Origin of the sequence: Leucobacter komagatae (assembly GCF_000834055.1) — a bacterium.
GTDB lineage: Bacteria > Actinomycetota > Actinomycetes > Actinomycetales > Microbacteriaceae > Leucobacter > Leucobacter komagatae_A.
In genome coordinates, this window is record NZ_JXSQ01000020.1 from 39,228 (window position 1) to 60,912 (window position 21,685).

At 65.0% G+C, this 21,685-nt stretch carries 17 protein-coding genes and 1 tRNA gene; 14 read left to right on the top strand and 4 right to left on the bottom strand.

What is annotated here, in order from left to right; all coding sequences use genetic code 11:
- Positions 1 to 115 precede the first annotated feature (115 nt).
- From SD72_RS12660 to hpf, 9 genes are all read left to right on the top strand, one after another.
- Positions 116 to 430 (top strand): WhiB family transcriptional regulator, encoded by a 315-nt coding sequence (locus SD72_RS12660; protein WP_084767194.1) that lies wholly within the window; start codon positions 116 to 118, stop codon positions 428 to 430.
- Positions 431 to 493: 63 nt separating this feature from the next.
- Positions 494 to 3,751: a glycosyltransferase family 2 protein gene (locus tag SD72_RS12665; RefSeq protein WP_084767195.1), complete on the top strand. Its 3,258-nt coding sequence runs from the start codon at positions 494 to 496 to the stop codon at positions 3,749 to 3,751.
- Positions 3,748 to 5,145 carry a DUF5719 family protein gene (locus tag SD72_RS12670; protein WP_042544830.1) on the top strand — a complete coding sequence of 466 codons (1,398 nt, stop codon included), beginning with the start codon at positions 3,748 to 3,750 and terminating at the stop codon, positions 5,143 to 5,145. The genes SD72_RS12665 and SD72_RS12670 overlap by 4 nt, the downstream gene beginning before the upstream one ends.
- 83 nt (positions 5,146 to 5,228) lie before the next feature.
- Positions 5,229 to 5,657: a metallopeptidase family protein gene (locus SD72_RS12675; protein WP_042544831.1), complete on the top strand. Its 429-nt coding sequence runs from the start codon at positions 5,229 to 5,231 to the stop codon at positions 5,655 to 5,657.
- Positions 5,658 to 5,721: 64 nt separating this feature from the next.
- Positions 5,722 to 6,405 (top strand): MtrAB system response regulator MtrA, encoded by a 684-nt coding sequence (mtrA, locus tag SD72_RS12680; RefSeq protein ID WP_042544832.1) that lies wholly within the window; start codon positions 5,722 to 5,724, stop codon positions 6,403 to 6,405.
- Between the two features lie 9 nt (positions 6,406 to 6,414).
- Positions 6,415 to 8,127, top strand: coding sequence for an MtrAB system histidine kinase MtrB (gene mtrB, locus SD72_RS12685; RefSeq protein WP_052492668.1), 1,713 nt, complete (start codon positions 6,415 to 6,417; stop codon positions 8,125 to 8,127).
- Positions 8,124 to 9,806: a GerMN domain-containing protein gene (locus SD72_RS12690; protein WP_042544833.1), complete on the top strand. Its 1,683-nt coding sequence runs from the start codon at positions 8,124 to 8,126 to the stop codon at positions 9,804 to 9,806. Before mtrB ends, SD72_RS12690 begins: the two co-directional genes overlap by 4 nt.
- An 813-nt stretch (positions 9,807 to 10,619) precedes the next feature.
- Positions 10,620 to 10,826 carry a ComF family protein gene (locus tag SD72_RS18315; RefSeq protein ID WP_269745589.1) on the top strand — a complete coding sequence of 69 codons (207 nt, stop codon included), beginning with the start codon at positions 10,620 to 10,622 and terminating at the stop codon, positions 10,824 to 10,826.
- A gap of 65 nt (positions 10,827 to 10,891) precedes the next feature.
- Positions 10,892 to 11,518: a ribosome hibernation-promoting factor, HPF/YfiA family gene (gene hpf, locus SD72_RS12700; protein ID WP_042544834.1), complete on the top strand. Its 627-nt coding sequence runs from the start codon at positions 10,892 to 10,894 to the stop codon at positions 11,516 to 11,518.
- 57 nt (positions 11,519 to 11,575) lie between these two features.
- Here hpf and SD72_RS12705 read toward each other — a convergent pair whose 3' ends face one another.
- The 3 genes from SD72_RS12705 to SD72_RS12715 all read right to left on the bottom strand — a co-directional run bounded on the left by SD72_RS12705 (position 11,576) and on the right by SD72_RS12715 (position 14,407).
- Positions 11,576 to 12,370 (bottom strand): polyprenol monophosphomannose synthase, encoded by a 795-nt coding sequence (locus SD72_RS12705; protein ID WP_042544835.1) that lies wholly within the window; start codon positions 12,368 to 12,370, stop codon positions 11,576 to 11,578.
- An 81-nt stretch (positions 12,371 to 12,451) separates the two neighbouring features.
- Positions 12,452 to 13,912 (bottom strand): catalase, encoded by a 1,461-nt coding sequence (locus SD72_RS12710; protein ID WP_042544836.1) that lies wholly within the window; start codon positions 13,910 to 13,912, stop codon positions 12,452 to 12,454.
- Positions 13,913 to 13,963: 51 nt separating this feature from the next.
- Positions 13,964 to 14,407, bottom strand: coding sequence for a Fur family transcriptional regulator (locus SD72_RS12715; protein ID WP_042544837.1), 444 nt, complete (start codon positions 14,405 to 14,407; stop codon positions 13,964 to 13,966).
- A gap of 157 nt (positions 14,408 to 14,564) precedes the next feature.
- Here SD72_RS12715 and secA point away from each other — a divergent pair, with 157 nt between their 5' ends.
- The 4 genes from secA to SD72_RS12735 all read left to right on the top strand — a co-directional run bounded on the left by secA (position 14,565) and on the right by SD72_RS12735 (position 19,822).
- A complete protein-coding gene (secA, locus tag SD72_RS12720; protein WP_042544838.1) occupies positions 14,565 to 17,324 on the top strand; it encodes a preprotein translocase subunit SecA in 2,760 nt (919 codons plus the stop codon).
- Between the two features lie 68 nt (positions 17,325 to 17,392).
- Positions 17,393 to 18,346 (top strand): DsbA family protein, encoded by a 954-nt coding sequence (locus tag SD72_RS12725; RefSeq protein ID WP_042544839.1) that lies wholly within the window; start codon positions 17,393 to 17,395, stop codon positions 18,344 to 18,346.
- A 45-nt stretch (positions 18,347 to 18,391) separates the two neighbouring features.
- A tRNA-Thr gene (locus SD72_RS12730) sits at positions 18,392 to 18,467 on the top strand.
- 413 nt (positions 18,468 to 18,880) lie between these two features.
- Positions 18,881 to 19,822, top strand: a complete 942-nt coding sequence (locus SD72_RS12735) for a DMT family transporter (RefSeq protein WP_042544840.1) — start codon at positions 18,881 to 18,883, stop codon at positions 19,820 to 19,822.
- A 35-nt stretch (positions 19,823 to 19,857) separates the two neighbouring features.
- Here the strand turns inward: SD72_RS12735 and msrB are convergent, their stop codons facing one another.
- Positions 19,858 to 20,280 carry a peptide-methionine (R)-S-oxide reductase MsrB gene (gene msrB, locus SD72_RS12740; RefSeq protein WP_042544841.1) on the bottom strand — a complete coding sequence of 141 codons (423 nt, stop codon included), beginning with the start codon at positions 20,278 to 20,280 and terminating at the stop codon, positions 19,858 to 19,860.
- 234 nt (positions 20,281 to 20,514) lie between these two features.
- Between msrB and SD72_RS12745 the strand changes: the two genes are divergently transcribed.
- The coding region (locus SD72_RS12745; RefSeq protein WP_232299766.1) for an Ig-like domain-containing protein at positions 20,515 to 21,685 on the top strand (1,171 nt) is incomplete at its 3' end.

The window sequence follows — 21,685 nt, forward strand, 5'->3', positions numbered from 1 at the left end:
ACTTGAGGGTTTACACTTCCCAGCTTGACATGAAGCGAATGACAAGGGTGTAATTATTGGAGAAAGCGGCGTGTCAACGTCGCAAAAGAGAAATCTTGAGAAAGGGGGCGCGCTCATGGAACACACATCAGGGCCCCGCGTGCCCGGCGACTGGTTCGTCGACCCGGTATTTCTCGGAACCCCAGGTATTCGCCGTACGCCAGAGGACGAGGCACTTGCCTGGCAGTCCGACGCGCTCTGCGCACAGACCGACCCAGAGTCGTTCTTCCCAGAAAAAGGCGGGTCAACCCGCGAAGCGAAGCGCATTTGCGAGAGCTGCGAGGTCCGTTCCGACTGCCTCGAGTATGCACTTGAGAATGACGAGCGATTCGGTATCTGGGGCGGGCTTTCCGAGCGGGAACGCCGCAAGCTGCGCCGCGAAGCTGGCTGAGCTTTGCGCTGCACGGCATGGCTTCAGCTTCAAACCGTGCTTCGTACCTAGACTGACGGCGTTATGCGCAGCACAGTAACCGCCGTCATCGTCGCTTCCCAGGGTGGGGAGTGGCTCGACGAGACGATCGCCGGGATCGCTTCTCAAACGCGCCGTCCGAACGCCATCATCGCCGTGAATAACGGCGGAAGTGAGCGCGTCGGCACCCAACTCGTCACCGCGAACCTCGGCGGCGAGCAAGCGTCGAGAGTGCTCGGGATCCCCTCACGTGTGCCGTTCGGTCGGGCCGTTGAGGCTGCGCTCACCGCGGTCGCACCGGGCCAGAACCCGGCAGAAGAGTGGATCTGGCTGCTCGCGGAGGACTCGTGCCCCGAGCCCGAAGCGCTCGAACGCATCCTGTCGAGTGTGCAGCGCGCGCAGTCGGTCGCTGTCGCCGGCCCGAAGCTCGTCGATTGGGATCACCCCGAACGCATCATCGAGCTCGGGCAGAGCCTTACGGCCACCGGATCGCGTTGGCTGCTGCGCCGCCAAGAACTCGATCAACAGCAGTACGACCACCTCGAGGATGTGCTCGGCGTAGGGCCCGTCGGCATGCTCGTTCGCCGTGACGTCTGGGACGAGCTCGGCGGCTTCGACCCCGCGTACACGAGCTACGACGACGCCCTCGATTTCTGCGTGCGCACCCGCCTCGCTGGCTACCGCGTCGAAGTGTCGCCGGAGTCGCGCGTCCGATTCGCCCGCAGCGGCGTGGCCGGGCCACACATTGACCGCTCGCGCGGCGTGTTGCGCACCGCGCACCGGAAGGCCCGAACCGCGCATCTGCACAGGCGGATCGCGTACGCGCCAGCATTCCCCGCGTTCTTCATGTGGCTTGCGCTTCCCCTGCTCGCGATCGCTCGCGTCTTCTGGGCGCTCATCAGGGAGCAGCCCGGGCACATGTTCGGGGAGTTCGTAGCCGCCCTCACGGTGTTCTTCCGACCCAAATCGCTGCTTGCTTCGCGGAAACGGGTGAAACGATCCGCCAGGGTCGGATGGGCGGCAGTGCGACCTCTGCGCACCGACCCGAAGACCGTGCGCACCGCACGAATGATCGACCGTGAGGCGATCCTCGCCGCGCAGGGCAGAGTGCCACGCGAACTCTCCTTCGTGTCGTCAGGTGGGCTCGCCGTCCTCGCAGTGTCGACGATCATCGCGATCGGCCTCACCTGGTGGGCGATCGCCCAGACCAGTCTCTTCGGCGGCGGCATGGCGCCCCTGAGCCCCATCGGTGACCTCTGGCACCACACCCGAACCATCGACGGCGTCCCCGCCGATCCGTTCGCCTGGGTGCTCGCAGTGCTTGGCTCCGTGACCTTCTGGAACCCATCGCACGCGCTCGTCCTCATGCTCGTCGTGGCCATTCCGCTCGCCGCACTCGGGGCATGGATTTGGTCAGCGCAGCTCACCGAGTCCGCCGGGGCGCGCGCCGTATTGGCTCTCGGGTTCGCGCTGAGCCCGGTGCTCCTCGGATCCATTGCCTCCGGCAAGGTGACGACCCTGATCCTCGCCGTCGTCATGCCGTGGCTGCTGCTCGCAGCCACCCGCTGCCGGGAATCATGGAGCTGGGCGGGAACCGCGTCACTGCTTGCCGCTGTCGCGCTGGCCGCAGCTCCGGTACTTCTCCCTGTCGCGCTCATATTCTTGCTCGTCGGCGTCTTCTCGAGCGTGCGCGGCGCGCTCCGGGTGCTCTCGGTGGCAATCGCACCCCTCGTGCTCTTCGCGCCGAAAATCATCGCCACGATCTCCGACGGTCGCCCGCTCGACCTCCTCGCAGACCCGGGCATCTCGTTGCCATACACCCCGGGAACGACCTGGCATCTGCTGCTCGGCTTCCCCGAATTCGGGCTTGACGGCTGGGCGCGGATCTTCGACTCGATCGGCCTGGGCGGGGTTCCGGCCACGCTGCTTGTTGGCGTCCTCATGCTCCCCCTCGCGCTACTCGCGCTGCTGGGACTGTACACGGGACGAATTGCCGTCACGATCCTGCACGCGCTCATCGGCGCGCTCGGCATCGTCACTGCCGCTGCGTCGAGCCAGCTCATGCTCACGAGCGACGGCGACGTGCCCGTTGCCGTGTGGACAGGGTCGGGACTCGTGCTCTACTGGCTCGCCGTGCTTGGCCTCGCAGCCCTCGGTGCGGAGACGGCTCGACGCGCAGCCCCTGCGATCGTCGCCGTCGCGCTCGTCGCGGCCGTCGTCGCCGCAGGGCCTATCGCCGTGCGCCTCGCAACAGGCAACGTGCCGATGGGACCAGGCGAGAAGCGAATGCCGGCGCTCGTGCAGGTCGCTGGTGAGCAAAACCCCAACACCAGAACACTTGTCGTCAGCGCCGTAGGCGAGCATGCGCTGCGTGCGGAGATCATCACGGGTGAGGGGCTCGAGCTCGACGAGTTGCGCACCGCCGCACGGATTTCCGGCCCGGACGCGGCAGACCAGCGGCTTGCAGAGCTCGTCGCGGCGCTCGCGAGCATCGGCGGCGGGAGCGTTGGAGAAGCGCTGAACGCGGAGCGCGTGCACTATGTGCTGCTCGCCGAAGGCAGCGACCCGACCGGCGAAACCGAGCTGCAGCGCACGCTCGATCAGCACCCCGAACTTGCGAGCGTCGGAGCGACCGAGCAGGGCCTGCTGTGGCGCGTCTCCGAGGCGGCGAACGGCGGGGACGAGAGCGGTGACGACTCCGCTGCCCTCGTCGGCACGTCATTCGGCGGGCAGACCGTGTGGACGGTGCAGATCGTCCTCATCTTCGCAATGCTGCTGCTCGCACTGCCGACCGGTGAGGTTGTCGAGCGACCGGAGCGGCGCAAGCGGCCGAAGCGTGTTCGTGCGCGCGCGCAGCGACGCAAGCAACAGCGCGCCGCTGCCTCGGTCACCGCTGGTGCGCCAGCGGCTGAGCCTGGCGCAGCCGCAGCCGCCGCACTCGACGACGTGCCAGACACGCCGCCGGAGGACACAGACGGCGCACCACAGGCAGACGACCTGCACGGTGGGGTTCCCGCTGAGCCAGCTGAGCCAGCTGATGTGGCTAAGCCAGCCGAGACGGCTGAGCCAGCTGCGCCAGCCGAGACGGCTGAGCCAGCGGTCACGGAGACGCCAGCAGGGGTGGCAGAGCTCACCGAGGATGAGCCTGCCTCGGTGGAGCCAGAGCCCACCGAGTCCACACCAGAACCGGCTGAGTCCGACGCAGCTCAGGTCGCGGCACCGGAACAGGCTTCGGCTCCAGCAGACGACACAGACGACGCAGACGCGCACGGCGACGAGCGAGAGAACGGAGACGAGCGATGAGCAAGAGCGAGAAGTTCGTCCGTGGTGGTGCGCGAGCGCTCACCGGACTCGTGATCACCGGTGCTGCGGCGGCCGGTGTGCTGCTGCTCAGCACCACGCAGCTGCCAGCCGTTGAGCGGGCGCCACACGCGCTGCAGGTGAACACCACCCAGGCGGGCGAGCGCAACGTAGTTTGCGCGGGCGCATTCCCCGAACTCGGGGCCGACCCGACTCGGCCGGATGTTGCCGTGCCCGTGGGTGAAGCTTCCGTGCTCGTGAGCGGCGACGGCGAACTCGCCACGCTCGCCGGAAGCGGCGCCGAGGGCAGCAACGCGAGCGGCGCGCGCGTGCTCACTGGCCCATCGGAATCAGCGCTCGCGGCCGCGCAGACACAAAAAATTGGCACCCCGACGCTCTCGGGTGTCGTGGCGAACGCCTGCGTCGAACCGGTGAACGAGCAGTGGCTCGTTGGCGGCGGCAGCACACTCGGTCTCTCGACGACCCTGAGCCTTGGGAATGCGAGCGAGGTCCCGGCAACGGTCCAGATCTCGGTATTTGACGAGAACGGCGAGATTGATGCCGTGCAGACCTCGGGCGTGATCGTTGCACCGAATGGCGAGCAGCTTGTCTCGCTGAACGGCTATGCGCCGAACCGTGAGCGTCTCGCTGTCCGCGTCACGAGCACGGGTGCCCCGGTGGCGGCGAGCCTCGCCGTTGCGCGCGTTGATGGGATCGTGCCCGTTGGCGCTTCGACCGTGACGCGACAGCTGCGTGCAGAGCAGCGGGTTGTTATTCCTGGCGTGACAAACGAAGATGCGCACGACCACGAAGAAGTCCCGAGCGACACCGGCCCGGCAGACCGCTTCCCGGTGCAGGTCAACGTGATCACTCCCGGTGACGCTGCTGGCACTGCGGGCGTCTACGCGATTGACGCGAAGGGCGAGCGCACCGAAGTCGGCACGGTCGAGCTCGCGTCGCGCACGGTTGCGAGCCTCGCCATTGAGACGTGGCCACACGACGCGACGGCAGTCGTCGTCGAGGCTGACGTTCCGGTGTTCGCTGGTGTCGAGGGATCCGCGAACTCGGGTGAGACTCACGATTTTCAGTGGTTCGCGCCCGCCAGTGAGATCGCGGCCGGTGCTGCAACGCCCGCACCTGTCGTCTCAGGCGCAACGCTCATCGTTGCCAACGTGGGAGACACCCCAGCCGAGGTGACGGTCACGGGCGGCACGGAGGAAAACGTCACCGTCGCACCAGGGGCCGCCGTTGCGTTGAAGGGCACCGGGCAACGAACGATCACGAGCACCGAGCCCGTCTGGGCCGGGGTTCGCATGCTCGGTAGCGGAACGCTCGCCGGGTATCCGGTCATGCCTCGCGCCGAGCACACGGGCGACCTCACGGTTTACACCCGATAGCAGCGCACAGGCTGCGTGCGCCCGCACGGCTGATCCGCCAGCGCCGGAGCGCACCGCTTCGCGAGTCACCCTAGGATGGTTGTATGACCTCACGGAGCCCCCGCACCGCCGGACAGGCGACCAGGCATGGCCGGCGTCCGATTCGTTCCTCGCTGACCGGACCTGCGCTCGCGAACCCTGCGAGCCGTGTGGCGCGGTTCGAAGCGGACGCCCGCGCTGCCGTCGAGTTCCTCCAGCACACCTTCCCCGCTGAGCTCCGCGGCGTGCAGATCGGATTCCAGACGGTGCCGACGGGCAAGGGGGAGAGTGGGATGCCGATGCTCTACGCGGTGGATCGCCGCGCCAAGAGCATCATGCTCTATCGGATGCCCATCCAGCGCGCACGCGGGCTGCACGTGAACGATGACGAGCACCGGAAGTACTTCGTGGAGCACTGCGTCTACCGCGCCGTATGCGAGTATCTCGGGCGCGAGCCGTGGGAGCTGCTGCCCGGAAGGTTCGACCACTTCTAGCCGCTCCACTCCTTAGAGGGGATGCGGTTGCGCGTTTGTCAGGCTGACCAGTCATAATAGGCACATGAGCGCACGAATCCTCGTAGTGGATGACGACAGAGCACTCGCTGAGATGCTGAGTATGGTGCTGCAGAGCGAGGGATTCCTTGTGGAGCATGCGTACGACGGAATTGAGGCCGTCGAGCAGTTCCGCGCGATCCGGCCCGACCTGGTGCTGCTTGACGTGATGCTCCCAGGGCTCGACGGTATCGGAGTGTGCGAGCAGATCCGCGCGGAGTCGGGTGTGCCCATCATCATGCTCACGGCCCGCACAGACACCCGCGACGTGGTTCGCGGCCTCGAGGTCGGCGCTGACGACTACGTCGTAAAGCCGTTTAACCCGGCTGAACTCATCGCACGCATTCGGGCCCGACTGCGTGAGCCGCAGGAGGAGACGAACGAGTCGCTCACGATCGGCGATCTTCAGATCGATGTTGCCGGGCACGAGGTGCGCCGCGGCGACGACGTCATCGCGCTTACTCCGCTGGAGTTCGACCTGCTCGCGATCCTTGCACGCAAACCGCAGCAGGTATTCACCCGAGAGGTGCTCCTCGAGAAGGTCTGGGGTTACCAGTACAAGGCAGACACACGCCTGGTGAATGTTCACGTTCAGCGCCTCCGGGCCAAGATCGAGGTCGACCCTGACCGCCCGACTATTGTGACGACCGTGCGCGGGGTCGGCTACCGCGCTGGTGCCCGCGCAGAGTAGATCGGCGAGATGAGCGAGCCGAAACGGCCGAGGCGCGCCACACACGCCTGGCGACGACTCAGGCTCCGTTGGATCAAGTTCTCGCAGCCGGTGCTTGGGCCGTTCCGGGGGCGTTGGAACAACTCGCTCATGGTGCGCACCATGACCATCACCGGCCTGGTGACCGGGGCGATGATCGCGGTGGCCGGCGTGTTCCTGCTCACGAGCGTGAGCAACGACCTCTATTCGTCACGCCGCGATCAGGCGCTCCAGGATTCGGCGCGCGCAACGGTGCAGGCGCAACGCATCATCGACTCCTTCGACCCCGCAGACCGCGGGGGCCTGCAGTCGCTGCTCACGAGCGTGCTGCGCACCGTGCAAGACACCTCAGCGAGCCAGATGATCGACATCCGCAGGCAGCAGAACCAGGCGTCATTCCCCGAATTGTCGCCCGTCGCCAGCACACCGTCTGCGCTCAGCCAGGCGGTGAGCGAGGAGCTGTCGACGGCGGTGCTCGTCGCGGAAGAGCCGCAGTATTGGCAGGCGGTCACCTTCCGCGGTGAAGACTCAAAGGTTGCGCCGGGCATCGTCGTCGGTTCCTCACTGAAGTTCCCTGCAGGGGCAGGGGTATTCGATCTGTACATCGGCTACGACCTGTCTGACACGTCGGAGACGCTGTCGTTTGTGCAGCGCACGCTGCTCCTCACGGCCGCAGGGATGATGCTGTTTATCGGGGTGCTCGTTTGGGTAATATCGCGCATCGTGTTCAGGCCCATCCGTGTCGCGGCCGATACGAGCAGGCGGCTCGCCAGCGGCGAGACCGATGCGCGCATGCCGCGCCAGCACGACGAACACTTCGACGTCCTCTCCGACGGCTTCAATGACATGGCCGACACACTGCAGGCGCGTATCCGTGAGCTTGACGAGCTCTCGGTCATGCAGCAGCGCTTCGTGTCGGATGTGTCCCACGAGCTCCGTACCCCGCTGACAACGATCCGGCTTGCGAGTGCGGTACTCGACGGGCAGCAGGAACTTTTGGCTCCCGGCCAACAGCGAGCCGTTGAGGTGCTCAGCGCGCAGGTGGTGCGCTTTGAGACGCTCCTCACCGACCTCCTCGAGATCTCCCGCTACGACGCGGGGCGAGTCACGCTGGAGACGGAGCCGACGAACCTCGTTCACCTCGTCGACGAGGTGGTGAGCTCGCTCAGGCCACTGTCATCGAGCCTCATCGAGGTCCGGCCCCTCGGCGGCTACACCCCGGTCGACGTAGACGCGCGACGCATCAGGCGGATCATCTCGAACCTCGTTGGCAACGCGATCGAACACGGTGAGGACCGGCCGATCGTCGTGACCGTCGACTCGAACCCCGACGCGATTGCGATCGCGGTGCGTGACTGGGGGATCGGTATGACGGCCGCCGACGCTGAGCACGTTTTTGACCGCTTCTGGCGCGCGGATCCATCGCGGAAGCGTACCCTTGGCGGGACTGGACTCGGGCTCGCTATTGCGCGTGAGGACGCCGCGGTGCACGGCGGGTTCCTTGAGGTGTGGTCCGAGAAGGGGCTCGGCAGCAACTTCCGGCTCACCGTTCCCAGGCACGAGGACATTACCGACTACATGTCACCGCTCCCGCTGATTCCCGAAGAGATCGCGGACGGCGCCAAGAATCGGGACACAACAGGTGGCTGGCTGCGCCGGCCGTTCCGCAGGAGCATCCGTGCGCCGAAGGAGGGCAAAGCATGAGCAAGTCCGTCACGTTCAGGCGCGCCGCACCCGCCGCATGCGTCGCGCTCATCGCAGCGATCACGCTCGCGGGCTGCGCGGGGATTCCGGGCTCTGGCGGTGTGCAGCCTGGCCTGCCCGACATCAACCAGGCTGAGCAGCTCGTGCAGTTCAGCGCATTCGGGCCGACAGCGGGCGCGACGCAGGAAGAGCTCGTGCGCGGGTTTCTCACCGCGGCGAACTCGCCGAGCGACGACTACTCGGTCGCGCGAGAGTATCTCACCGCCGAGTACGCGAGCCAGTGGGATCCGTACTTCGGGGTGCTCATCTGGGAGGGGTCACGACCGTATCGCCAGGATGGTGACCAGGCGGGGATGCTTTCGCTTTCCGTCGTCGCGGAGGTCGAGCCTGATGGGCGCTTGCTCCCAACGGAGGTCGGCGAGAGCACGGAGCTCCGCTTCGAGTTCACCAGGAGCGGCAACGAGTGGCGGATATCCTCCGCTCCGGCGGGTGTGATTCTTGACCGCTCGACGTTTGAGGCGATCTGGTCGCAGCACCAGCTCAGCTTCCTCGGGCCAGAGAACCGCCTCGTTCCCGACACGCGCTGGTTCCTGTCGCGCGCTGCGCTCTCAACGGAGATTGTTGGCGCGCTGATCGAGGGTCCGAGCGCCAGGTTCGAGCAGGTCGTCCGATCCGGGTTCCCGCAGGGGGTGAGCCTCACGAAGACCGCCGTACCCGTCGAGAACGGTCTCGCCCGCGTTGATCTCAAGGGGGAGGGGCTGAACAACCCCGAGGCGCAACAGGAGATCCTCGCGCAGCTGCAGGCGAGTCTGCACACCGTCCCTGGCGTGAGCAGGGTCGAGCTGCTTGTCGAGGGAACACCGGTCCGCGACGCAACCGGGCAAGCATCCCCCATCTCGCCAAACCAGCCGGGCGCGAAGCTCGCTGGCACGGTGGACGGGAAGTTTGGTGTGATCACGACAGCGGGGCTGGAGCCCGTGAGCGGCGTGAGCGCAGCGCTTGAGGCGCTAGACGGTGACGCCGTCGCTCTCTCGCGCTCGAAGACGGTTGCTGCGGTGCGATCAGGGGCGGGTGTGAGCATCGTCGAAGACGGCTTCACCGCACTCGTTGACGCGCGAGACAAGCTGCTTGCACCGAGCGTCGACGATGACCTGTGGGCTTGGTCGACCTCTGCAGCGGATCCGACGATCATCAAGATCGCCTCAGCGGCCGGCACACAACACGAATTGCGCGCACCCTGGCTCGAGGGCCTCGACGTGCGGGCGGTGCGGCTCTCGCCTGGCGGCAGCCTCGTCGGGGTGCTCGTGGACGACGGTGCGAAGAGTTATGTGCTGGTCGGGGGTGTCATTCGCGACAGCACGGGGACACCGACGGCGCTCACTCAAGAGGCGGATATTGAGATGTGGGCGAACGGCGGTGCGCTCGACTTCGACTGGATCGACCAACAGCGGTTTGTCGCACTCACCCAGCAGGGCAGCGCAGGCAAGGTGACCGTCGGCGGCCCCGGAGTGTTCGCCACCGAGCAGGGGTCCGTGCCGGACGCGCGTGAGGTGTTCGGCGGTGGGAGCCGAACGCAGGTCCGGGTGCTGACTGCCCCAGGGGAACTCTTTGCGCCGCAGGGGGCCAGTGGTTGGCAGCGGACGATGTCTGACATGGAGTTGCTCGCAAAGCGCGGCTAGCGTCCCCGAGGTCTTCTCCACAGCGTGCACAGCTGCGCCAAGCCCCGGCTCCTGTCCACGCTCGCCACATTCGCGCCCTGCTGTTGAGGTCGGCAGGCAGAGTGGGGGCATGCACCAGCACCACCAGCGCCTTCCCGCCGCAGCCGCCTCTCCCGGCGCTCGAGCGCTTGGCGGCGTGAGCGTGCTCGGTCGTGACCTGCTCGCCCTCCTCTGGCCAACCTCTTGCGTTGGGTGCGGAGCGTCGGACCGCGACCTGTGCCCTGACTGCGTGTCCGTTGTGCTTCGGCGGAGGGGACGTCAGCCGCTCCTACCCGTTGAGGGTATTGGCGCACCGTGCTTCGCTGCGGCTCGCTACGACGGGCCGATCAGGGGCGTACTCCTCGCCTATAAGCACGGTGGTGCGCATGGCTTTGTGAGGCCGCTCGGGCACCGGCTTGCGCTCCTGCTTGCCGCGGCCCTGACGCGTGTTCACGCCGCAGAAGCGCCCGACGGCTCGCCCTTTGGGCTCCCCGTTCCCCACAATCCTCCTAGCGTGCCCGAGGGGGAATATGTCGACGTGCCCGAAGGTGCATATGTCGCGAGAGCATGCATTCAGCTTGGCTCTGAAGCCCCGCCGATCGTAGTGCCGCTGCCATCAAGACCGCGCCAGGTTCGGCTCCGTGGGTGGCGGCACATCCACGAACTCGTGCGCCGCGCTATTCGAGTTGGCCGGCTCCCGCTGGACTACTGCGATGCCCTCCGTACCTTCGGGGACGGACGGGCCAGGTGGGGCTCGGACCTGTCGAGCGCGAGCGCAATGCGCGGCGCATTGCGGTGCGCTCGGGCGCCGCACGAGGGCTCGCTGGGCGGTCAGTTGTGCTCGTTGACGACATCGTCACGACCGGGGCAACAATGCGGTCGGCGGTCGAGGCGATTGAGGCGGTTGGGGCGCGCGTGGTTCTTGCGGTTTGCCTGTGCGTTTCGCCGCGGAAGGACCTGCCACAAAAAACTGAGTGGAACCTCACAGGGGAAAGAGGGTAATGTTCGAGAAAGGCGTAGTGGTGCGCCACACTGGCCCACCCGCCTGAGTCACCTGGGAGGTCGTCATGGACGTCAGCATCCACGGTCGGAATGTCGAGATTACGGATCGATTCGAGCAATACGTCGAGTCGAAAACCGAGAAGGTTTCGGGGCTGCTCCCGAAAGCACAGGCCTTCGAGGTGCGTGTCTCGCGGCTGAGTGACAAGAGCCCGAAGCACGGCGATCGCGTGGAGATTACCCTCGTCGGCCCAGGCCCGGTAATCCGCGCAGAGTCAACGGGCCCCGACAAGTACTCCGCTTACGACATCGCATACGGTCGCGTGCTCGAGCGAATTCGTCGCTCGAAGGATCGCGCGCAGGACCACCGTGGTCGTGGTCGAATCTCACTCGGCGACGCAGCGGCGAACGACTTTGCCGTCGTCGACTTGCGGCCCGCATCTGCCGAAGTGATCGACGCGGTCGCGAATGGCGCTACACCAGCTGTGGCAGAGCCCGAGCAGGACTACAGCCCGGTAGTGATTCGGTCGAAGGAATTCCCGGCTGAGCGCCTGCCGGTTGAGGAGGCCGTGGATCAGATGGAACTCGTCGGGCACGACTTCTTCCTCTTCATCGACGCTGAGACCGACAAGCCGAGCGTTGTGTACCGTCGCAAGGGCTGGAACTACGGCGTGATCTCCCTCACTGAGGAATAACGCACACAGCAGTAGGGATGCGGCCGGCCGGGCTTAACGGCCGGCCGTTTCCGTCTGTCAGCGCACTGAGCCCTGTGCGGGCTCCTCACGCGGCGCGGTCCGCGACACGGAAGGCCTACGCAGCTCGCGTCCCCACCGGAGCACATTTACGAACGCCTCCCACCCGATCCTGAACGACATCTTCGATCGACCTGCGGCTCGTTCGACGAACGTGATGGGAACCTCTACGACAGGGCAGCCGAGTCGCTCGAGCATCGCGGCGGTTTCGACCTGAAAGGCGTACCCCTCCGAATCGACGTCGTCGAGGCCGAGGCGGGTGACCCATTCGTTCGACAGGACACGGTAGCCACTCGTGAGATCGCGAAGCTCAGAGCGAAGCGCCCTCCTGGCGAATCCGGTTCCCCCGCGAGAGATCATCCGCCGGTAGAGGGGCCAGTTCACAATCTCGCCCCCTGGCATCCATCTCGTGCCAATGACAAGGCCGGCGCCACCCCGTGCGGCGGCGAGCAGCGCTGGCAGATCCTCGGGCCGGTGCGACCCATCAGCATCCATCTCTGCAACGAAGGCGAAGCCGCGCTTGAGTGCGATCCGAAAACCAGCAAGATATGCCGTGCCGAGTCCGAGTTTTGCGGGCCTGTGCATCACGGTTACGCGGTCGTCTCCCGCTGCAAGCGCGTCTGCGACCCTGCCCGTGCCGTCGGGGCTCGCATCATCAATGACGAGCACGTGGGTGTGCCGCACACGCAGTACGTCGGCGACAACCGTCCCGAGGGTTGCTCGCTCGTTATAGGTCGGCAGCACGACGAGTACTTGCTCGGGCGTCACGGACGCAGGTCTCGGGGAATGCTGCACGAGCCCATCATTTCAGATCGACCACTGAAAACGCGGAAACGGGGCCACCCTTGCGGATGACCCCGTTTCTACGCGATGCGTTTAGGCTGCGTAGTTGGCGCGCAGGAGTGCGCCGAGCTCTGCATCAACGTTCGTCCAGTAGACGAAGAACTGCTCGCGGATGCGGTCGACCGTGATCGACTTCGCCTGGCCGCCGAGCACCTCGTGGAAGCGTGCCTTCTCCTCAGCGGAGAACACGTCGCGGTAGAGCGTGCCAGCCTGGCCGAAATCGTCGTCGTCCGAGCGGAGCGTGTGCGCGGAGCGAACGAGCGAGCCGTCAGACTCCCAGCTCGCCTCAACGCCGGCGTGCGGATCAGCTACGGGGCCGCCCTCAGCGCCGTACGAGTTCGGCGAGTAGGTGCGGTGCTCTGCGCTGTTGAAGTGGTAGCGCATGTTGCCCTCGTGCATGTAGTTGTTCACCTCGCCAGCGGTCGGCTGGTTCACCGGGAGCTGGTTGAAGTTGGTACCAATGCGGTGACGGTGCGCGTCAGCGTAGGAGAACACGCGAGCCATGAGCATCTTGTCCGGTGAGATGCCGGTGCCGGGCACCTGGTTCGCGGGCGAGAACGCTGCCTGCTCGATCTGTGCGAAGAAGTTCTCCGGGTTGCGGTTGAGTGTGAACGTGCCCACCTTGATGCGGGGGTAGTCCGCCTTTGCCCAGGTCTTCGTGAGGTCGAAGGGGTTGAAACGGTAGGTCTTGGCCTCCTCGTACGGCATGATCTGCACGTAGACGTCCCATGACGGGAATTCGCCGCGGTCGATTGCCTCGAACAGGTCGCGGCGGTAGTAATCCGCGTCGGTGCCCGCGAGCTTCTCCGCTTCCTCTGGCGAGAGGCGCTCAACGCCCTGCTGCGAGATGAAGTGGTACTTCACCCAGAAGCGCTCGCCCTCGGCGTTGACCCACTGGTAGGTGTGCGAGCCGTAGCCGTTGAGGTGGCGCCAGCTCTTCGACAGGCCGCGGTCGCCCATGAGGTAGGTGACCTGGTGAGCCGACTCGGGGGACAGGGTCCAGAAGTCCCACTGCATATCGGCGTCGCGGAGAGCCGATGCGCCGAGGCGCTTCTGCGAGTGGATGAAGTCAGGGAACTTGATGCCGTCGCGGATGAAGAAGGTCGGGGTGTTGTTGCCGACGACGTCGAGGTTGCCCTCGCTTGTGTAGAAACGAAGCGAGAAGCCACGCACGTCGCGCCAGGTGTCGGGCGAACCCTGCTCGCCTGCAACCGACGAGAAACGGATGAGCGTCTCGGACTTGGCGCCTGGCTGGAACACGGCAGCGCGGGTGTACTGCGAGACGTCTTCGGTGACGACGAACTCGCCGAATGCGCCGCCGCCCTTGGCGTGTGGGTTGCGCTCGGGGACACGCTCGCGGTTGAACGCTGCGAGCTTCTCGAGGAGGTAGCGGTCGTGCAGAACGGTGGGGCCGTCTGGGCCAACGGTGAGCGAGTGCTCATCGCTCGGGACAGGGGTGCCTGTCTGGGTAGTCAGAATCTTCTTCTCAGCCATGGTTTCTCATTTCGTGGGGGTTGAGGTGGACAGGAAAGATGTGGAACGGAATCATACGCTCTTCTTAGCCTCTGCACAGCTGGCGCAAATCCCATGGAATGTGACTTCCGCCGCGGTGATCTCGAAGCCGTGATCGTTCGACGGCGTGAGGCACGGGGCAGCGCCAACAGCGCACGGCACGTCCTCGAGCCTGCCGCACGAGGTGCAGAGGAGGTGATGGTGATTATCACCGACGCGCGCCTCGTAGCGAGCGGATCCGCCTGCCGGAGTGATCCGGCGCACGAGGTTTGCCTCCGTAAGCGCTGTGAGTACGCCGTAAACCGCCTGGATGGAGGTGCCGGGGAGTTCGCTTCGGAGGCGCTCGTAGAGCTCGCTCGCGTCGAGGTGCCCGCCCGGCTGGAGTGCGTCGAGCACGGCGCGACGCGGCGCCGTTGAGCGCAAGCCAGCTGCGTTCAGCCTGGCGGCGGACTCGGTGGCGTGGTGCGTGACGGGCATGCTTCCATTGTAGCCCTTATTTTGAATCATTCAAATTAAGGGAGGAATTCCCAGCGCAAGGTCCACAGCCGTTGCTAAGCTGAGGAGTTGTCACAATTAGGCAACGACGATGCCCTGCTCAGCAGCACATCGTGCACTACCGTACAGGAGACACAACGTGGCGACAGTCCTCGAGAAGATCCTTCGCGTCGGCGAAGGACGCACCCTCAAAAAGCTGGAGCGGTTGACCAAGACCGTCAACGACCTCGAGCCTACCTTCGAGGCCCTCAGCGACGAGGAGCTGCGCGAGGAGACCAGCGACTTCCGCAAGCGGCTCGAGGCGGGAGAGTCGCTCGACGACCTGCTCCCCGAAGCCTTCGCGGCAGTGCGAGAGGCAGCCAAGCGCACCATCGGGCTGCGCCCGTTCGACGTGCAGGTCATGGGTGGCGCCAACCTTCATCTCGGAAATATCTCCGAGATGAAGACCGGTGAGGGCAAGACGCTCGTCGCGACGATGCCCGCGTACCTCAACGCCCTCGCTGGCAAGGGCGTCCACATCGTCACCGTCAACGACTACCTCGCGAGCTACCAGAGTGAACTCATGGGGCGCGTATTCCGCGCGCTCGGGCTTACGACGGGCTGCATCGTCTCCGGTCAGGACCCGCAGGAGCGTCGCAAGCAGTACGACGCTGACGTCACCTACGGCACGAACAACGAGTTCGGCTTCGACTACCTCCGCGACAACATGGCGAGCACTTCGGCCGAGCGCGTTCAGCGCGGCCACTTCTTCGCCATCATCGATGAGGTTGACTCGATCCTCATCGACGAAGCGCGTACCCCGCTCATCATCTCGGGACCCTCTTCAGGTGAGGGCAACCGCTGGTTCGGTGAGTTCGCTCGCATCGTGAAGACCCTTGAGGCCGGCGTCGACTACGAGGTCGACGAGAAGAAGCGCACCGTTGGCGTGCTCGAGCCTGGCATCGAGAAGGTCGAAGATCACCTCGGCATCACGAACCTCTACGAGTCGGTGAACACGCCACTGATCTCGTTCCTGAACAACTCGATCAAGGCGAAGGCGCTCTTCACCCGCGATAAGGACTACGTCGTGCTCAACGGCGAGGTGCTCATCGTCGACGAGCACACCGGTCGTATCCTCGCCGGGCGCCGCTACAACGAGGGCATGCACCAGGCCATCGAGGCGAAGGAAGGCGTGCAGGTCAAGGCTGAGAACCAGATGCTCGCCACGGTCACCCTGCAGAACTTCTTCCGCCTGTACGACAAGCTCTCCGGAATGACCGGTACCGCCGAGACCGAGGCCGGCGAGTTCATGTCGACCTACAAGCTCGGCGTGGTGCCGATCCCCACGAACAAGAAGATGCAGCGCATCGACCAGGCAGACCTCGTGTTCAAGAACGAGGAAGCCAAGTTCGCGGCGGTCGTCGAAGACATCGCCGAGCGCTTCAAGAACGGGCAGCCCGTCCTCGTCGGCACCACCAGCGTCGAGAAGAGCGAGTACCTCTCGCGCCAGCTCGCGAAGCAGGGCGTACGCCACGAAGTCCTCAACGCGAAGAACCACGCGCGTGAGGCAGCGATCATCGCGCAGGCAGGCCGCTTTGGAGCCGTCACTGTCGCCACAAACATGGCTGGCCGCGGTACCGACATCATGCTCGGTGGCAACGCCGAATTCCTCGCGGTCCAGGAGATGGCCTCCCGCGGCTTCTCCACCGAGGACGATCCCGAAGCCTACGAGGCAGCCTGGGACGAGGTCTTCGCGGCGGTCAAGGAGGCCGTAGCAGGCGAGGCGTCGAAGGTCACCGAAGCCGGAGGCCTCTACGTCCTCGGCACCGAGCGCCACGAGTCGCGCCGTATCGACAACCAGCTCCGTGGTCGTTCAGGCCGTCAGGGAGACCCCGGCGAAAGCCGTTTCTACCTGTCGCTCGCCGACGACCTCATGCGCCTGTTCAACTCGGGAGCCGCGGCTGCACTCATGAACCGTGAGGGCTTCCCCGACGACCTCGCGATCGAGTCCAAGATGGTCACCCGATCCATTCAGAGCGCGCAGAGCCAGGTCGAGGCGCGCAACGCCGAGATCCGCAAGAACGTGCTCAAGTATGACGACGTGCTCAACCGGCAGCGCAAGGCGATCTACAGCGACCGCGCACAGATCCTCGACGGTGAAGAAATTGAGGGAAGGGTCATCGCGTTCCGCGAGCAGACCATCGACGCAATCCTCGACTCTCACGGCGTCGACGAGAACTGGGACTTCGACGCGCTCTGGTCCGATCTCAAGCAGCTGTACCCAACGGGCCTCACGGTCGACGAGGTCGTGGCTGAAGCGCCCAACGGTCGTGTCGACAAGGCCTTCCTGCGGCGTGAGATCCTCTCCGACGCGGAGGTCGCCTACAGTGCGCGCGAGGAGTCTCTCGGCGAAGAGGCTATGCGTGAGCTTGAGCGCCGTGTCGTATTGACAACGATTGACCGCCGCTGGCGAGACCACCTCTACGAGATGGACTACCTCAAGGAGGGCATCGGCCTGCGCGCAATGGCGCAGCGTGACCCGCTCGTTGAGTACCAGCGCGAGGGCTTCACCATGTTCGAGGGCATGATGGGTCAGATCAAGGAAGAATCCGTTGGTCTGCTCTACAACCTCGAGGTGCAGGTCCGACCGAACCTGCCGGGCCACGAAGGCCACGTGCACCTCGAGGGCGGCGGACTCGACGAGCAGACGAAGCCCGATGAGGCCCAGCTCAGCTACACCGCACCGGATGTCGATGGCACGCCCGCGGTGAGTGGCGCTGCCGCCAAGCAGCCAAAGGGCGCCAAGGGCTCCCCGAAGCAGCCGGCACAGCCCACCGCACGCGGCGCGTTCGGGCAGCAAGTCCCCGCCGACGAGGCGGCTCCAGCCAACCGCGCGCAGCGCCGGTCCAAGAAGAAGTAGCGGCCGCGCACCTGCGCAGCTTGTGACTCTGCATCGCACACAGATGTATCCCAGGAGGAAACACAGCCATGTCGAATGACCCCACGACGCGTCTCTCAAAAAATGAGCGACGCACGCAGGCCCGAGAGCAGGCTCGGCTTGCTCGCGAGGCGGAAAAGAAGCGCGAGAAGCGTCGTCGCCTCTACATCCAGGGTGGCGTTGTTATCGGCGTTATCGCGATTCTTGCTATCGTCGGTCTCGTCCTCGCGCAGTCGTTGAAGCCGGCTGGGCCCGGGCCGAAGAACATGGTTTCCGGTGCCGCAGTGTTCACGAAGGATCTGAAGGTAGTTCCATCGAAGGCGCTCGCCGAGCCGTCGGACGCGCGTGTCGCACCGGAGACGAACCGCGACGAGCTCCCGCTCGATGTCACCGTCTACGTTGACTACATGTGCCCGGCCTGCGGCGCCTTCGAGGCGCAAAACGGTGTCATGCTCGAAAACTATGTTGGTTCGGGCGACGCAAACCTCGCGGTGTACCCGATCAACTTCCTCGACGGACAGTCACTTGGCACGAAGTACTCGACACGCGCGGCGAACGCGTTCGGCTGTGTCGTTGAGCAGCAGCCAGACGTCGCGTTCGAGCTGCACAAGCGTCTCCTCAGCCCTGAGGTCCAGCCGGCAGAAGCCACGCCGGGTCTGGACGACAAGGAACTGCTCAAGCAGGCTGAGGCCGCAGGCGCAGAGGCGACGAGCGAGCTCAAGAGCTGCATCCAGGACCGCCCCTTCAGCGCGTTCTTCAGCGAGAACTATACGAAGGCCGGCGAGGGTATCTCAGGCCTCGCAGAGGGGCAGCGCTTGCTCATGCCGCAGAGCGCTACAGAGCTGCAGCCTGAGGACAAGCCACAGCGGCTCGTTTCGACACCACTGGTCCTGGTTAACGGTCAGCAGTGGAATGAAGCACGCGACGGCTCGCTCGAGACCTTCATGCTGAAGATCAAGGGTGAGATCGAGCAGGCCAGCGCCGCTGAGGTGGCAACGGACTAACAAATTTCCGAGTAAGATCGGAGGGGCGGCTTCGGCCGTCCCAGTGCCTCCTTAGCTCATCTGGTAGAGCAGCAGCCTTGTAAACTGCAGGTGATCGGTTCGAGTCCGATAGGGGGCTCCACAGCACGACGCAAAGCGTTCTGCGACCAGAGCCCGTGCGGCCAACGGCCGCGGTCGCTCACACGGTATGGCCTCGCTTCGGCGGGGCCATTCTGTGTTCGTATTCTGGCGCCTGTGAGTATGCGTATGGGCAAGGCCCCCGCTCGGCTCCAGCAGGCTCCGGCCCGGCCGCACTCCGGGCCGGCCGCGCTCCGCCCCGCCTTGCCCGACACCCGGCTCGCCCGGCGCCCAGCTCGCCCGGCGCCCGCCGTATCTCTGGGATCTGCAATATCAATGGAGATGTGAGTGATTTCGGGGATAGGGTGGCGCCTTTTCCCTAGCTTGCGCGGGCGCCTGGGGGGTGAGCCGCTGTGGAGCCACCCACGGAGCTGAGGCGCCCCTGGGCCACGCTCCCTCTCGGATATAGTGGGGAAAATGGCACACCCCAAATTGCAGCTCGCGGCAGCGCTCGTCGGTTCAGGCTTGGCAGGGGTGCTCGTAGCTCTGCAGTCCCGCATCAATGGGGGGCTCTCCCAGGAAATGGGCAACGGTTTCCTCGCCGCTGCGATTTCGTTTGGCGGCGGTCTAGTGGTCATCTGTCTTGCCCTGGCCTTATCCCGCAGAGGCCGAGCCGGGCTGCGGCGGATGCGCGATGAAGTAGCCGCGGGACGACTTCCGCGCTGGGCGCTATTTGGCGGAGCCGGCGGGGCCTTCCTCGTGCTCAGTCAGGGCCTTATCGCACCGGTGACGGGGGTGGCGCTCTTCACCGTGGGCATTGTTGCGGGACAGGTGTCAGGCGGGCTCGTCATGGACAGGCTTGGGCTCGGCCCTGGGGGGCGGATTCTCGCCACACCGACCCGTCTCATAGGAGCCGCCCTCGCGATTGTCGCGGTCGTGGTTACCGTGGTCGGAAGCTTTGATCCGGGACTGGTGCTGCTCGTCCTGGTACCTGTCGCTGTTGGCGTAGGGGTCTCGGCGCAATCAATGGTAAACGGGCTCGTACGCTCGGCGGCACAGAGCGCGATGACGGCGACTTTCATGAACTTCGTTGTGGGCACGGTGCTGCTGCTCGCAGCCGCAACGGTGTCAGTGATCGTTGGCGGATGGCCGACGCAGTGGCCGAGTGAGTTCTGGCTGTACTGCGGCGGATTTATCGGTGTGATTTTTATTGCTGTCGCTGCAATTCTCGTTAGGCGAGCAGGTGTTTTGCTGTTGAGCATGTCGAACGTCGCGGGGCAACTCGTTGCAGCGATCGCGTTCGAGGTTGGCTTCCCTTTGGCAGACGGGTTAACGCCAGCCCTTGTTGCGGGTACCGCGGTTGCGCTCATCGCGGTTATAACCGCGGCGCTGCCGAGTAAGCCGCTCGGACAGGGCTAGCGCCGCCGCGATTTGGCGAGGCTAGCCCAGAGCCCTTAAGCCCCTGAAGCGTTGAACCCCAGCGCGAGCGAGTTCATGCAGAACCGGTTCCCCGTGGGGGTGCCAAAGCCGTCTGGGAAGACGTGCCCGAGGTGTGATCCGCAGTTTGCGCAGCGGACCTCGGTGCGAACCTGCCCAAGCGTGGTGTCTTCAAGGAGTTCGACAGCATCAGGGTTGATGCTGTCGTAGAAGCTCGGCCAGCCACAGTGTGACTCAAACTTTGTTCCCGCCTGGAAGAGCTCAGCACCGCATCCGCGGCACGAGTACAGCCCGTCGCCCCACTCGCCAAGGAGTTCTCCTGTGCCGGCCCGCTCGGTTGCGGCCTCGCGCAGAATTGCGTACTCGTCAGGGGAAAGACGTGCGCGCCACTCGCTCTCGGTGAGCTGGAACGGGTAGTTGCCTTCGCCGATTGTGGACATCTTGACCTCCGTAGTTTTCTGCCTGGAACAAGCATAGGCGCGCGCCGAAAGCGATCGCGCGTCTGCACCAAAAACACTCAGCTCCCACACCGAACTTGCATCATCAGATGATATTCGTCAGACTATTGAATTGACGATAAACTGAGGTAAGCCTTAGTTGGGTCCGATGTACGACTTGGGTGCGCCCTGCGGGGGGCCGTGCTGATCGCAAATGAATCATAGGAGAAACTCGTAGTGAGTACCTTTGTAAAAAACTCTGGTCGAATTGGGGCTAGTGCCCTGGCTCTGGTTACCTCCTTGCTGGTCGTGCTGAGCGGGCTCATGGTCACCCCAGCCGCTCAGGCCGCTGACGGGCCCTCTGTCACTGTCTCACCCTCCGAGAACCTCGACCCCACCGTCGAGAACGTTCTCACCGTCACGGGGACGGGCTTCACTGGTCCGGCTGCGGCCAATGGTGCCTATCTAGTGGTGGGCAAGACGAGCATTTGGGCTGGCGGAGGGCCACTCATCTCGGACGGTTGGAACGACCTTCTGTGGGTGATGCCTCGGGATATCCAAGATGGCGGCTTCGTGAAGACGCTTACCATTCCCGCGAACACGCTGGACCCGGCAGAGAGCTACCACGTCGCAACTTCAGCCGCTCACGGTCTCTCGGTGACGGAACGATCGCTCGACGCGTTCTTCCCGATCACGGTGGCCCAGCCCGTTGTGGCCCCGACCGCTACGAGCACCACGCTGAGCGCGTCCGCAGCTTCGGTCGAGGAAGGCTCAGTGGTCACGCTCAGCGCCAACGTCGCCCCCGCCGACGCTGTCGGAACAGTGACGTTCTCCGGCGACGGCTCCCCGGCCGGTTCGCCAGTGCAGGTAGAGGCAGGCACTGCTTCCCTCGCGTTGGGTAGCGATCTCGGCGTCGGCAACCACAGCTTCACCGCTAGTTTCACCCCAGCGGATCCCGCATTCTTCCTCAGCTCTGTATCCGCTGAGACAGTCATCTCTGTTACCGAAAAGCCGACTACGGTTCCCGAATCACCGAAGGCGAAGGTTTCGGCGTCCGTGACCGATGCTTCTGCCAAGGGTCTGCAGGTGTCGACGACGATCGAGAACATCGTGCTGCGTGCTGCGGCTGATGTTCCTGATACCGGCAAGGATGATCAGGGCGTGTACGTCGGGATCATCGAGAAGGACCGGGTCAAGGAATACGGTTCGAGCGCTGACGCTGGGGCGAAAGAGGACTTCGCTTACAAGACGTTCATCAAGGACGGTAAGGTGACTCGGAATCTTGAGGTTCCTGCCGACAAGCTTGACCGCTCGAAGGAGTACGTCGCGGTGTCGTGGCTTGCTCATGGTCTGCTGAACGACTCGCGTTACCTGGGTCAGGCTGACATCGCGGTGACGCCGGCGCAGT